Source organism: Rhizobium redzepovicii (genome assembly GCF_019793435.1).
Classification (GTDB): Bacteria; Pseudomonadota; Alphaproteobacteria; order Rhizobiales; family Rhizobiaceae; genus Rhizobium; species Rhizobium redzepovicii.
This window is the reverse complement of sequence record NZ_JAILYH010000001.1, coordinates 215,031-229,172: the sequence shown is the minus strand read 5'-3', so window position 1 is coordinate 229,172 and position 14,142 is coordinate 215,031. Positions and strand designations below refer to the sequence as shown.

Sequence of the window (14,142 nt, the reverse complement as noted above, 5' to 3'; positions counted from 1 at the left end):
TTATAATGGCAGCAAATCCCAAGATCACATTCATCGGAGCTGGCTCCACCGTTTTCATGAAGAACATCATCGGCGACGTGTTGCAGCGTCCCGCGCTGTCGGGCGCGACGATCGCGCTGATGGATCTCAATCCGCAGCGGCTGGAGGAAAGCGCCGTCGTCGTCAACAAGCTGATCTCGACGCTCGGCGTCAAGGCCAAGGCCGAGACCTATTCCGACCAGCGCAAGGCGCTTGCCGGCGCCGATTTCGTCGTCGTCGCCTTCCAGATCGGCGGCTATGAGCCCTGCACCGTCACCGATTTCGAGGTGCCGAAGAAATACGGCCTGCGCCAGACGATCGCCGATACGCTCGGCGTCGGCGGCATCATGCGGGGCCTGCGCACCGTGCCGCATCTCTGGAAGATCTGCGAGGACATGCTCGCCGTCTGCCCCGAGGCGATCATGCTGCAATATGTCAACCCGATGGCGATCAACACCTGGGCAATCGCCGAGAAATATCCAACCATCCGCCAGGTCGGCCTCTGCCATTCGGTGCAGGGCACGGCGATGGAACTGGCCCACGATCTCGACATTCCCTACGAGGAAATTCGCTACCGCGCCGCCGGCATCAACCACATGGCCTTCTATCTCAAATTCGAGCACCGCCAGGCCGACGGCTCCTACCGCAACCTCTATCCCGATCTCTTGCGCGCCTACCGCGAGGGCAGGGCGCCGAAACCCGGCTGGAACCCGCGCTGCCCGAACAAGGTGCGCTACGAGATGCTGACGCGGCTCGGCTATTTCGTCACCGAAAGCTCGGAGCATTTCGCCGAATACACGCCCTATTTCATCAAGGAGGGCCGCGACGACCTGATCGAGAAATTCGGCATTCCGCTCGATGAGTATCCGAAACGCTGCATCGAGCAGATCGAGCGCTGGAAGGGCCAGGCGGAGGCCTATCGCAGCGCCGACAAGATCGAGGTGACGCCCTCGAAGGAATATGCCTCCTCGATCATCAACTCGGTCTGGACCGGCGAACCCTCCGTCATCTACGGCAACGTCCGCAACAATGGCTGCATCACCTCGCTGCCGGAAAATTGCGCCGCCGAAGTGCCTTGCCTGGTCGACGCCTCAGGCATCCAGCCGACCTTCATCGGCGCCCTGCCGCCGCAGCTGACCGCGCTGATCCGCACCAACATCAACGTCCAGGAACTGACGGTGCAGGCGCTGATGACGGAAAATCGCGAGCACATCTACCACGCCGCGATGATGGACCCGCACACCGCAGCCGAACTCGACCTCGACCAGATCTGGTCGCTGGTCGACGACCTGCTCGCCACCCACGGCGACTGGCTGCCGGAATGGGCCCGCACATCCAACAAAGTTAAAGCCGCCTGACCTTTTTCTCCCGGGTTAGGCGTCAAAGAGCCCCGCGGTGTGGCAACGACCGCGGGGCTTTTGCGTGTGTTGGGATGAGGCGGTTTGCTACTAGCGGGCCGCTAGTTTCTCAGTCTTCCGTTTCATTTCAGATCGCACCATCCAGAATGTCATCGGCCCGAAGTGCAAGCAGCAGATGATCATCAGCGTATATACGAACCTCGGAGGGTCAAAGACATAGATAAGTCCCCATCCCGCCGCAACGAATGCGAGGTAAAGGTACAGCGGCGTGAAAGCCGAACTGCGCAACGTCGCTATTCTTTTTCCGACGTTGAGTTGCTGCGCTGGCTGCGGCATACTTCTTGGAGGCGGATCTGCCGCCATCAGGCTTGCTGGAATTAGTCCGGAACCTGTCCCGAGCCCGGCAAAGAGCTTTTGGAGTTCTTCCGATTTAAGGGGATCTTCTTCATCTAAGATGCGAACTGCGCGGTGCCCGAACGGCGGAACCAGCGCCTCAGGTAAAGTCCAGGGAAGATTGGAAGCCCCATGGGCGCGGGCGAACTCTCGCAGGTCTTCGGCTTCTTCAACCGTCCAACTGCACACCTCTTCGCCTTCCCACAGCTCTTGGCCCCCATAGTAAATTTCCGACCGGCTATAAAAGCCCGCATTGACGCGGTCTATTAGCCGCTGCACCGTCAAGCTATCTTCATTCCTGGAGTCAGAATTTTCGAGAAGGTCGGATGGTTCTGTTCGCCAGAAATAGCTCGCGGCAGTTGCCAGATCGCAGTCCGGCTGCGTCAGGATCCACTCGAACACATCTTCAGCGAAGTCGAAGTTCAGATTTTCTGCAATGGCATGGCGAGCATCAGGAGACCGGCCGGTCAACCAATCGATCATGGCCCGTTGTTCGGCATCATAACTGTCAAATGTGTCGGCCATCGCTCTCCCTCTGGGAATGATCGATCGCCTATTAGCCTTCAAAGCAATTCTCAGCAATTGCGGGCCGTGGGACTGTTGGGTTGAGCATCTGTAACAGCCTGCCCATCTCCCGGTGTGAACCGAGCAACGCGATCGAGATTTCGATTCCCTTCAAGGCAACCTCCTCCAATTATCCTGGAAGTTTTCACCCGGTCATGGTCGTTAAGTAGCTTGGCTCGATGACCGCGCTTTTCCATCATCCATCCAGATTTGCAGAGAGCGGACGAGAAAGAACACTTCAGACCGCCCAGTTCACATGACGATAAACGCAAGTCCAGGTCAAAGCGCTGTCAAACTGAACACCTCTGGCGCCTTGCAGCGGTTCAGGGCATCCTATGATGGCTGAAATTGTGTTTATGGCAGTTGGAGGAATGCTGATGCGTTGCTTTACCGTGCTTGGACCCTCGCAGACCGGAAAATCGACAGTCGTGGAAAAGCTCGGCTCGCTGGAGGGGACGCCGAGAAAATCCAGCTCCCCTTATGGATTGAACCTCACAGAGTTCATCTTCGGAAACGAGGCGTGGTGTGCACTGGATGCGCCAGGACCCAACGAAGCGTTGGCGCATGCGCAGCACGCGCTTCTTGCCAGCGACGCCTGCATATTGTGCGTTTCATCGGCACCCGAGGAGGCTGTGCTCGCCGCGCCCTATCTCAGGATAATCGAAGCCTCGGGGACGCCTTGCATCCTCTTCGTCAACCGGATGGACGAACCGAGGGGGCGGTTGAGGGATGTGATCGCCGCGCTTCAAGACTACGCCAACCACACGCTTTTGCTTCGCCAGATCCCGATCCGCGAGGGGGACAGGATCGTCGGCAGTTGCGATCTGATTTCGGAACGGGCGTGGCGCTACCGGGAAGGCCAGACTTCGGCGCTGATCGCCATCCCCGAAAGCACTGCCGAACGTGAGCACGAAGCGCGCACCGAACTCCTGGAACATCTGTCCGAATTCGATGACTGGCTTCTCGAGGAACTGATCGAGGACCGCGAGCCACCCAGCGACGCGCTCTATGCCATTTCATCGCGGGTTCTCAGGGAAAACAGGATTATCCCGGTCCTGATCGGTGCTGCAAGTCACGGCAACGGCATGATGAGGCTGATGAAGGCGCTGCGCCACGAGGCGCCGCCGGTCGGGATTCTCAGGCAGCGTCTCGCTCATACGGGAACTGTCGATGAAGGCAAGCTGGTGGCCGTGAGCTTCCATGCCTATCATCGCCAGAATGTCGGCAAGACGGTGCTCGTGCGCGCACTTGGCGAGGGACTGCGGCAAGGCGCATCACTGGGCGGCTCCAGCCTCGGCGCCGTCCAAAATCTCGCAAACGGGCGGTCCAATTCGGCGGTTCTGCCGGCGCCGGGGGATGTCTTCGCGACCGTCAAGTCCGACCATCTGCGCGTCCCTTCGCTATTGACCCCCGGCGCGGTGATCGCCCCGCCTGAGTGGACGGAACCACCCACGCCGATGCTTGAAAGGATCCTGGTTCCGGGCAGCGAGCGCGATGAAAACAAGCTTTCCGAAACGCTGGCAAAACTTTCCGAGACGGATCGCGGCCTGAAAGTCTTGCAGGAGGAAGGCACGGGCGCTCAACTCGTCCGCGCCCAGGGGCCGGTACATCTGCGTGAACTTTGCCGAACGCTGGCGGAAGTCTTTCACATCTCCGTGACCGACCGAACGCCCAGCCCGATCTACCGCGAGACGATCACGAAACCATCGGAGGTTCATTACCGCCATCGCAAACAGACCGGTGGTGCCGGGCAATTCGCGGATGTGAAGCTGAGCATTCACCCCAACGAGCGCGGCCAGGGTTTCACCTTTGGCGAAACAGTCAAGGGCGGCGCCGTTCCGCGCAATTACTTCCCCGCCGTCGAAGCGGGCGCGCGCGAAGCGATGGAGAAAGGACCGCTAGGCTTCGAGGTCATCGATGTCGGCGTAACGCTGCAAGATGGTCAGCACCATGCCGTCGACAGTTCGGAACACGCCTTCCGGACTGCGTCGAAAATGGGGGTGCGTCAGGCGCTTGCCGAGGGATCGACCGTCTTGATGCAGCCGGTCTTCCGCAGCGAGATTCACATTCCGTCGGTCTATTCGGGCAGCCTCGTCCAGATCGTCTCTGCCCTCAACGGCCAGGTTCTCGGCTTCGACCGGGATGAAACCGCCAAGGGTTGGGACATCTTCCGGGCGCTCGTTCCGGGCGGTGCACTTGAGGAACTGGCGCGGGCGCTGCGCTCGGCGACGCAGGGCATTGGTTATTTTTCCAAGACCTTCGATCACTTCGAGGAGCTATACGGCAAGGAAGCGGACGCCATTGTGAGGGCAAAGGAGAAACCAGGCACCGCACACTGAAACGTTCGCGCCACCTCATGCTCGCGCGCAGCTATGCTGCCGGACGTCCGGTACGAGCCGTTCTCGCTGAACGATTTCGCTCCGGTACGCTTCAGTGCCTCCTGACCGATCAGCTCGGATAGTTTTGCGGCTGCCCAGACGAAGTTCCTCCCTGCTTGCCAAAAAACCACAATTGCCTCACTTAGTTCACACATCCACCCTCGGCATGAAGAATTGGATCAACGCTGCATGCGCATAGCTTACGTTTTTCTCGGTGCATTTCTTGCACTCGTACAGTCCGCCTCCGCTGAAGTCGCATCGCCGCCGGTTTTGGCGCCGCTGGAGCGACAGGCGGAAGCTGCTCAGTTGAGCGCGCAATTTCTCTCGCGCTATAGCTACAAGCCGGTTCCGCTCGACGATGCCTTGTCGGCGCGGGTCATGGATGGCTTCATCAAGTCGTTGGATCCGGACCGCATGCTTTTCCTGCAGGCCGATATCGACAAGTTCATGGCTGAGCGCAGCGAGATCGACGATGCGATCGAGCGGAAGGATTTGAAGATCCCGTTTGCGATCTTCAACGCCTATGAACAGCGCGTCGTCGACCGCATGACCTATGCGCGCAGCCTGCTGAAGCAGGATTTCGATTTCAGCGGGCAGGACAATTATTCGGTGCTGCGCGAGAAAGCGCCCTGGCCGCAGTCGCAAGCAGAAAGCGATGATCTCTGGCGCAAGCGTGTCAAGAGCGACTGGCTGCGGCTGAAGCTTGGCGGCAAGGCCGATGCGGCCATTCGCGAAACGCTCGACAAACGCTATGAAAACACGCTCGAGCGCGCTTACAAATTCAAGAGCGACGACGTTTTCCAGTCGTTCATGGACGCCTATTCGAATGCGATCGATCCGCACACGGATTATTTCGGCGCGGCCGCTTCGGCCGATTTCGATGTATCGATGAAGCTTTCGCTGTTCGGCATCGGGGCGGTGCTGCAGGAGCGCGACGACTATACGACGATCCGTGAGCTGGTGCCCGGCGGGCCGGCTGAGCTTTCCGGCAAGCTTGCGGTCGGCGACCGCATCACCGGCGTCGGTCAGGGCAAGAATGGGCCGATCAAGGAAGTGGTTGGCACGCGGCTGGATGAAGTCGTGCAGATGATCCGCGGGAAAAAAGGCTCCGTCGTGCGCCTCGACATCCTGCCGGCCGATGCCGGCGCCGATGCCACGCATCGCGTCGTCAGCCTGGTGCGCGACAAGATCAGCCTGGAAAAGCAGGCCGCCAGGAAGACCGTGCAGACCGTGAAAGTCGGCGATACCGAGCGCAAGATCGGCATCATCACCCTGCCGGTCTTCTATGAGGATTTTGAAGCCAAGGCCAAAGGCGACAAGGATTACAAAAGCGCCAGCCGCGATGTCGCCAAGCTTCTCGGCGAGTTGAAGGATGAAAAGGTCGACAGCGTTCTCGTGGACCTGCGCAACAATGGCGGCGGTTCATTGGAAGAGGCGATCGATTTGACCGGCCTCTTCATCGGCAAGGGTCCGGTCGTTCAGCAGCGCCGCAGCGACGGCAAGATCGAGGTCAAAAGCTCGGATCTTGCCGAGCCTGTCTGGTCAGGCCCGATGGGTGTCTTGATCAATCGCGGCTCTGCCTCGGCCTCGGAGATTTTTGCCGCGGCCATCCAGGATTACGGCCGCGGCGTGATCGTCGGGGAGCCGACCTTCGGTAAGGGCACGGTGCAGACGGTCGTCGATCTCGACCAGATGGTTCACAACAGCAAGCCGGAATATGGCGAGCTGAAAGTGACGATCGCCCAGTTCTTCCGGGTCAATGGCGGCACGACGCAGCTGCGCGGCGTCACCCCCGATATCAGCCTGCCGGGACTGTCTGATCCGACAAGCTTCGGCGAGACCAGCTATGACAATGCCCTGCCATGGGCGGAGATCAAGCCGGCGAAATACGCGCCCGAGGGCAATGTCACGGCCTTGCTGCCGGCATTGCAAAGCCGCCATGATGCGCGGGTCAAGGGCGATCCGGATTTCCAGCGCCTGGTGAAAGACATTGCCGATCTGAAGGCGCAGCGCGAGAAAGGCATCGTCTCCCTGAATGAAGCCGAACGCCGCAAGGAAGCGGCGGCGCGCGAGAAGCGCTTCAAGGAGCGGGCGCAGGCGAGCGATGGCGACAACCCCGCCGGGGATGATGGCCTGGAGGCGGGCGAGCGCAGCCTGAGCGCCGATATCGCCCTCGAAAACGCCCGCAAGAACGCAAAAGACGTCCTGCTCGACGAGGCCGCTGCCATTCTTGCCGACGAGGTGGGTTTGCAGGACGGCGTGCTGAATGCAGCCACGAAACCAGCGGGACAGGCGGACGGGAAATAGGCACACCGGCTGGGTGAGAGATAGCCGACAAAGCGCGTAGCGACGCCATCTTTACAGCGCTTGTAGAGATGAGCATCGTTGCGCTATGTGTCTGCTCCAGACAGGAGTTTCCCATGCCCTCCTCGCCCAGGAACAAAAGTGCGGAAGTGCTGCTTGAGCGGACCATATTCACGGTCAGCCCCGAGATCTATGCCGAATACCTTGCCCGCCTCGACGCGCCAGCAAAGCCCAATGACCGCCTGAAACGAACCATGTCGACCAAAGCGCCGTGGGATGAGCCTGCATCGCCGGGCTGACATCCGCCGCCAGCCGCGACGTCCCTTCTGACGTTCGAAATCGCAAATGAAAAATCCGATCAAAGAAATATCACCGCGTCCTCCGTGTCGGCACCTTCGAGACCATTGCCGGTATTCCGCCTAATCCTGCTCTGCGGCTGGTGCTCCTTGATGGCAGGGATTTTTCTCTGGTCAGTCCACCCGATCGCCTACTACGATTGGGACCTCACCACTGTCCTTATGTGTCTGTTGTGGTTTTCGGGTCCGCTTGTGGCTTTTGCCATTTCGGTCGGTGCCCTTATTCTGGATCAACCGGCTTCTCGCTTAATGAGGCGAGCCGTCGCTGTGCACTTCGGGATGAATCTGGTTGTTGCTCTAATGGTATGGGTGACGGATCAGTTTAGTCCCGCCATCTGGTTGTTTGTATTGCTGGCGGGCCTGGTCGATCTGCCGATCCTTGCGCTCGCGCCAGGCAGGATCGATAGCGCGCGGGCGGTCAAACTGCTGCATATGGTGGTGATATCGTCGGTTGCTGGGCCTATTGCCGGCCTATTTCTTTGGTCGGTCCTCAACATCAAGATTGTGGAATGGCGTGCACTCGCGGTCGCCGGTTCACATCCCTATTGCGTGCAGGTGCCCAAGGATTATCTCGGGCGGTACAAGGCAGTCAGCCGATGGACTGAATTGGCGGGTTTGAGGATGCAGACACCGTTTACAAACGGCGGCGGTTCCACCGACTACCAGTTCGCGTTTCACGCAGTGCTCGTGGTCAGGCAGGGTGGTGGGGACCAGTTCTACAACTGGTCCTACTTCGCCCAGAGCTTCGTCCCCGTTTCCGAGCGTGCGATAAGCGGACTCGCTCTTCTTCGCGCTGATTGTGAGCCAATCGTTGCTTTTTTCGACGAGCTTAATCGTTAGCGGTTGCCATGGAATTATAGAAAACGCCCCGAACAGGTCATGCCTACACCAAGGCGCCGTGGGATGAGCCTACATCGCCGGGCTGAAATCCGCCGCCAGCACCGCCTCCTTGAGCGCGCGCGAATAGGGATGCTGCGGATTATCCAGCACGGGGCGGGCCGGTCCGCGTTCGACGATCTCGCCCTTGCGCATGATGATGATGTTGTCGCTGACGTAGTAGGCGGTGGCGAGATCATGGGTGATGTAGATGATCGACAGGCCGAGTTCGTTTTTCAGCCGGCCGAAGAGGTTGACGATCGCCATGCGCAGCGATGCGTCGACCATCGAGACCGGTTCGTCGGCGACCAGCAGGCGCGGCTGCGGAATCAGCGCGCGGGCGATGGCGACGCGCTGGAGCTGGCCGCCGGAGAGTTCGTGGGGGAAACGGCCTTTCACTTCTTCGAGGGTGAGGCCGACATGCGTAAGCGCCGCATCGGCCATGCGCTCGGCTTCTTTCCGGTCTATGCGTTTTCCCGGGCCCGACAGATTGCGGGCCGTTTCGAACAGGTAACGGTCGACCCGCTTCAGCGGATTGAAGGCTTCGAATGGGTTTTGCAGAACCGGCTGGACCTCCTTCATGAAGGCCTTGCGTTCGGAGCGGCTATGGATCGAGACGGTTTTGCCGGAGAATTCCAGCCGCCCTTCCGTCGGTGCGGTCTGCCCGAGGATCATCGCGGCGATCGTCGATTTGCCCGAGCCGGATTCGCCGACGATCGACAGGATCTCCGGCTCCTCCCCAACTTCGAAGCTGACATCCTTGACCGCGGTGATCAGGCGCCGGCCGAGCATGCCGCCCTGGCGATAGACTTTGGTGACATGCGAGAGGTGAAGCAGAGCGGTCAAACCTGATCTCCCGTAACTGCAAAACAGGCGACGCGACGCCCCGGCTCGACGGTGACGAGCGGCGGCACCTTTTGCGAGCAGATGTCCATCCGCTTCGGACAGCGCGGGTGAAAGCGGCAGCCTTCGGGCGGCATGGCGAGGTTCGGCGGGCGCCCCTCCAGCGACGGCCTAGTTGTCGCATCGCCGATGCGCGGCAGGCTGCCGACCAGATGCTGCGTATAGGGATGCAGCGGCTTGCTGAAGAGTTTGGCGGTCGGCGCTTCCTCGACCAGACGCCCGGCATAAACGATGCCGATGCGGTCGGAAACCGTCGCGTGAACGCCCATATCATGGGTGACGAACAGAAAGGACGAACCCATCTCGCGCTGGATTTCGCGGATCATCGACAGCACGTCACGCTGAACGATGACGTCGAGCGCAGTGGTCGGTTCGTCGGCGATGATGAATTCAGGCGTCAGGATGGTGGCGAGCGCAATGGTCATGCGCTGGCGCATGCCGCCTGAGAGTTCGTGGGGATAGGCGTCGAGCAGATGCGGATCGAGCTTCAGCCGCTGCAGATGGGTTGCGACCTTCTCAAAGAAGACCGGCTTGCTGACAGCCATGTGGCGAAAGGCGAAATCGGTGAAGGAATGGCGGATCCGGCGCACCGGATTGAGCACGTTCATCGAGCCCTGCATGATATAGGACAGATGCTTCCAGCGCAGCGCCATGCGCTCCTCCGGCTTCATCGCGTAAATATCCTGCGTGCCGCCGGCGAAATGGAATTTGACGCTGCCCGAGACGACCCTGAGCGGCGGCCGGATGGCGCCGGCGATGGTTTTGATCAGCGTCGTCTTGCCACTGCTCGATTCCCCGGCAACGCCATAGACCTCGCCGCGGCCGATCGTCAGGCTGATATCGTCGACGGCGCGCACTTCGCGGTCGACGCCGAAAAGGAAGGCGCGGTAATAGGCTTTCAGGTTCTCGATTTCGACCAAAGGGTCCATGCTAACTTCCCATCCGGTTCAGCCGGCTGCGCGGATCATTGTATTCGTTCATCGACATCGACAGCAGGAAGAGCGCCAGGAACAGAATGACGATGACGGCGACGGGGGCGGCCACCCACCACCATATTCCGGCGATCAGCGCCGAATGCGCATTGGCCCAGTAGATCATCATGCCCATGGTCGGCGTCTCGATATCGGTGAAACCGAGCACCGAAAGGGTGATCTCCATGCCGATCGACCAGATCATGTTGTTCATCGTGGTGGCGAAGACGATCGGCAGCACATAGGGCAGGTGCTCCTCGACCAGGATCTTGCGCATGCTCATGCCGGAATAGACGCTCTGGGTGGTGAACGGCCTGGTCTTCAGGCCGATCGCCACCGAGCGGATGAGGCGCGCATCGTAGGACCAGCCGAGCGAAGCCATGATGACGATCAGCACCGTCCAGGTCATGCTGTCCTTCAGCACGAAATAGAACAGGATCAGCAGCGGAAATTGCGGGATGACCATGATGCTGTCGTTGATCGCCATCAGCACCCGGTCGACCGTGCCGCCGGCATAACCGGCGACGAGGCCGACGACCAGCGAGATGATGCGCGAGAGAAAGGCGACGCCGATGCCGAAATACAAGGTGTTGCGAAGGGCGGTCGTCAGCTGCCAGAAAACGTCCTGTCCGCGCGATGTCGTGCCGAGCCAATAGTCGCGGTCGGGCGGCATGTCGGGCGGCAGAAGATAGATGTCCGTCGGCGCGTAGGGCGAGAAATAGGACAGGATGATGAACCCGACGATGACGGCAAAGAGCAGCAGGCCGCAGAGAAATTCCAGGTTCTGACGTGCGAGGTCGCGGATGATGGTAAACATGGCCTATTCCACCTTGATGCGCGGGTCGATCAGCGGGCTCAGAATGTCGATGATGAAGACGGCGGCGGCGACGCCGACGATCGACAAGGCGCTGAGGCCGAGCACCAGGCTGTAATCGCCGGCATGCACCGCCGAAATCAGCAGGTTGCCGATGCCGGGATAGCCGAAGACGATTTCGGTGATGACGGTGCCGTTGAAGATCGCCCCGAGCGACATGGCAAGCCCGGTGAATTGCGGCACCATGGCGTTGCGGGCGATGTAGGAGCGAAGAATTTTCCGCTTCGGAACGCCGCCGAGCTCGGCGAAGACGACGTAATCATCGGTGATGATGTTGGACACTAGCGCCCGCATGCCGATCAGCCAGCTGCCGGCTCCCACCAGGATCAGCGACAGGGCCGGCAGGATCGAGTGTTCGAGGATATCGAGCACCAGCGCGAAGGAGAGATCCAGATTGGCGTTCATCTCGTAGCCGCCATTGATCGGCAGCACCGGCCAGAGATAGCCGAACAGGATGAGCAGCACGAAGGCCAGGATATAATAGGGAATGGGAAGCAGGGCGATGCAGACGAGGCTGACGGCCTTCAGCACCATGTTCTTCCGGTAATAGCCGGCGAGCGCGCCGAGCGCATTGCCGAGCACGAAGGTGATCAGCGTCGAGACGGTCATCAGCCCGATCGTCCAGGGCAGGGACCGCAGAATGATCGTCGAAACGGGTGTCGGAAAGGCCGACAGTGAAGGGCCGAGATCGCCGGTCGCAAGCCGCAGCCAGAAGTGCAGATATTGCTGCCAGATCGAGCCCTCCATGCCGTAGAGCTCGCGCAGCGACTGGCGCATCAGTTCGATCGCATTCGGATCGGACTGCCCCATCTGGGTGATGGCTCCTATGCTTTCTTCGACTGGATCGATCGGGGTCAGGTGGGTGACGAAGAAGGTGATGCTGACGCCAAGAAAGACGACGAGCAGAAACTGACCGAACCGCTTCAGCACAAAGATCAGATAGGGCGTCATAAGGCAGTGGTTCCTCTCTGGTTCCCTTCATCGCCGGGAAAGGATCGAAGGAAAGGATCGGCGGGCAGGGCCCGCCGACAAGGAGCCGGCGCGTGGCTAAAGCGCCGGCGTTGGGAGGATTATTTCGGTTGGGCCGGCTTCAGCTTGACCATCATCAGCCTGGAGTTGGCCCAGTTCGGCACCGGGTCGGTATAGGGGTCCTTGATCGTCGGATAACCGGTCCAATACGTCGTATCCATCGAGGTGAAGACGTTATAGGACATCAGCGGGATCGTCGGCATTTCGCGGGCAACCAGCTTCAGATAATCCTTGCCGAGCTCGATGCCCTTGGGATCGTCGGCGCTGATGCCGCGGATGATCTCGATGATCTTGTCGAGCTCCGGATTGCTCCAGCGCTGCCAGTTGCGCGGCGGCTGGTTCTCGCCCTTCTTGGCCACGAACTGCGAGTGCCAGCTGTCGAGGAAGAACGACAGGTCGGGATCGCCGCCCCATGTCTCGACGCTCCAGGCAATCGCCACCTGGAAATCGCCAGGCTGCAGTGCAACCTGCCAGAGGTTGGTCGTCGGCACGGCCTTGGCATCGATGCCGAAGGCAGCCCATTGCTGGGCGATCAGCGTGCCTGCCCGGGTGAAGACGGAGCGCGTGTCGCCCTCGACGGTCATCCGGATCCTGAACGGCTGACCATCAGGGGTCATCCATTTGCCGCCGCTCTTCTTGAAGCCTGCCTTTTGAAGCAGCTCGGCGGCTGCCTGCGGGTTCGGCTTCCACCAGCCATAGCCGAAGGCCGTGCTGATGGCCTCAGGATCGGTCGGGATCTGGTCCTTGAACTTCGGCTGCTTGCGCAGGAGATCGGCGACCTGCTGGCCGATCGTCGGGTCATAGGGCTTGATCTTCTGCTTGCCGGTGTCGATCTCGAAATCCTTCAGCCAATCCTGCATCGGCGCCTGATAGTCTTTCATGGCGATCGCCGTCGGCGGCACACCGAGTGCCGAGAGCGTCGCGGTGCCGCGATAGCTCGCCATGTCGACGGCCTTGATGTCGATCAGCAGGGCAAGCGCCCAGCGCACGTCGGGATTGTTGAAGGTCGGGTCCTGGGTATTGAAAATCACAGCCGGCAGCGTCGGATCCGGATGGGCGAAGGGGAAGCCCGGGAACCAGGTCTCGATCGACTTGGATTTCTCCTTCAGCGTGAACATGCCCTCCGGCGTATTGTCGTGGATGATATCGAGATTGTGCTCGAGCTGGGCGATGGTGCGTTTATCCGGCGGGCCGGGATCGACGTAAGTCACATATTTCGGGGCCGGCTCGCCGAAGCGGGCAAGCGACGTCTTCTGCCAGTCGTCGCGCTTCTCCCAGGTATACCACTTGCCCTGAGGGTCGTAGGCCTTGAGCTTGTAGGCGCCGAGCGAGACGGGATTGGCGAAATCGTAGCGAAGCGGATCGGCGACCTTTTCGAACACATGCTTGGGCATGATCCATGCGCCGTTCCAGCGAACGGTGAAAAGGGCGTGGAAGCGCGAATTGGGCTTCTTCAGCTTGAACACCACGGTCTGAGGATCGGTCGCCTCGACGCTTGCCACCTGCACCGAGAAGGCAGCACTCCAGACCATGCCGGGATGATCCATCTGGGTCTTGACGGTATAGACCACGTCGTCGGCCGTGAACTCGACGCCGTCGCTCCAGAAGAGCCCCTTGCGCAGTTTCACGGTCATTTCGGTAAAGTCGGCATTATATTGCGGCTTGTCGGCGGCCAGCGAATTGTCCCAGGTCGCGCCGCCAAGCCCTTGCTCGGGGTCGATATACCATAGCGTATCCATGGTCAGCTGCTGCAGACCGGTGGAGACACCGGCGCCGGCATTGACCCAGATATTGAACCAGCCGGGATTTTTGATCGTCCCTTCCGGATTTTCGACGATGAGCGTCTCCTTGCGCGGCAAGGAGGTATAGTCATCGGCTTTGGCCGCCGCCGTCAGGCCGAGTGCGGCCAGCGCGACGCCAAATGCGAGCCTCTTCAACTGTTGCATGAACTCCTCCCTAGAAAGCGACGATACGGCGGCCGCAAAGGCAGCATGGGCACGTCGCGGTTGTCGGTTTGCAGAGACGTCGGGACTTCAGGTCCAGGCCGCCTCTAGCGAACCATCCCTCCGGCCGTCTGCCTCCTCGCAGTCGAGCCGAACCTCTTCAGCCGGGGCCAAT

10 protein-coding genes and 1 pseudogene are annotated in these 14,142 nt (G+C 60.3%); 5 read left to right on the top strand and 6 right to left on the bottom strand.

Features of this window, described 5'->3' with window-relative positions:
- Window positions 1-5 precede the first annotated feature (5 nt).
- Complete coding sequence (melA, locus tag K6N12_RS01100) at window positions 6-1,376, top strand: alpha-glucosidase/alpha-galactosidase (RefSeq protein WP_222148583.1); 1,371 nt, start codon at window positions 6-8, stop codon at window positions 1,374-1,376.
- A gap of 90 nt (window positions 1,377-1,466) precedes the next feature.
- Here melA and K6N12_RS01095 read toward each other — a convergent pair whose 3' ends face one another.
- On the bottom strand, window positions 1,467-2,294 hold the full coding sequence (locus K6N12_RS01095) for a DUF4274 domain-containing protein (RefSeq protein ID WP_183777950.1): 828 nt from the start codon (window positions 2,292-2,294) through the stop codon (window positions 1,467-1,469).
- Between the two features lie 416 nt (window positions 2,295-2,710).
- Between K6N12_RS01095 and K6N12_RS01090 the strand changes: the two genes are divergently transcribed.
- The 4 genes and pseudogenes from K6N12_RS01090 to K6N12_RS01075 all read left to right on the top strand — a co-directional run bounded on the left by K6N12_RS01090 (window position 2,711) and on the right by K6N12_RS01075 (window position 8,211).
- Complete coding sequence (locus K6N12_RS01090) at window positions 2,711-4,672, top strand: elongation factor G (RefSeq protein WP_222148582.1); 1,962 nt, start codon at window positions 2,711-2,713, stop codon at window positions 4,670-4,672.
- A gap of 228 nt (window positions 4,673-4,900) precedes the next feature.
- Window positions 4,901-7,018: a carboxy terminal-processing peptidase gene (locus K6N12_RS01085; RefSeq protein WP_222148581.1), complete on the top strand. Its 2,118-nt coding sequence runs from the start codon at window positions 4,901-4,903 to the stop codon at window positions 7,016-7,018.
- 137 nt (window positions 7,019-7,155) lie between these two features.
- Window positions 7,156-7,314, top strand: a pseudogene (locus K6N12_RS01080) (type II toxin-antitoxin system TacA family antitoxin); the annotation flags it as partial.
- 150 nt (window positions 7,315-7,464) lie between these two features.
- Window positions 7,465-8,211, top strand: a complete 747-nt coding sequence (locus K6N12_RS01075; RefSeq protein ID WP_183854631.1) for a hypothetical protein — start codon at window positions 7,465-7,467, stop codon at window positions 8,209-8,211.
- A 69-nt stretch (window positions 8,212-8,280) separates the two neighbouring features.
- On the opposite strand, the gene K6N12_RS01070 is transcribed toward K6N12_RS01075, so the two are convergent.
- From K6N12_RS01070 to K6N12_RS01050, 5 genes are all read right to left on the bottom strand, one after another.
- Window positions 8,281-9,093: an ABC transporter ATP-binding protein gene (locus K6N12_RS01070; protein ID WP_183854629.1), complete on the bottom strand. Its 813-nt coding sequence runs from the start codon at window positions 9,091-9,093 to the stop codon at window positions 8,281-8,283.
- The gene (locus K6N12_RS01065; RefSeq protein ID WP_097625512.1) at window positions 9,090-10,079 is read right to left on the bottom strand and encodes an ABC transporter ATP-binding protein; all 990 of its coding nucleotides are present in this window, start codon (window positions 10,077-10,079) and stop codon (window positions 9,090-9,092) included. Before K6N12_RS01065 ends, K6N12_RS01070 begins: the two co-directional genes overlap by 4 nt.
- A 1-nt stretch (window position 10,080) precedes the next feature.
- Window positions 10,081-10,938, bottom strand: a complete 858-nt coding sequence (locus K6N12_RS01060) for an ABC transporter permease (protein ID WP_222148579.1) — start codon at window positions 10,936-10,938, stop codon at window positions 10,081-10,083.
- A 3-nt stretch (window positions 10,939-10,941) separates the two neighbouring features.
- Window positions 10,942-11,946, bottom strand: coding sequence for an ABC transporter permease (locus K6N12_RS01055; protein WP_131711530.1), 1,005 nt, complete (start codon window positions 11,944-11,946; stop codon window positions 10,942-10,944).
- 119 nt (window positions 11,947-12,065) lie between these two features.
- Entirely contained in the window at window positions 12,066-13,970 is a 1,905-nt protein-coding gene (locus K6N12_RS01050; RefSeq protein WP_222148578.1) for an ABC transporter substrate-binding protein, read from the bottom strand.
- Between the last annotated feature and the right edge of the window lie 172 nt (window positions 13,971-14,142).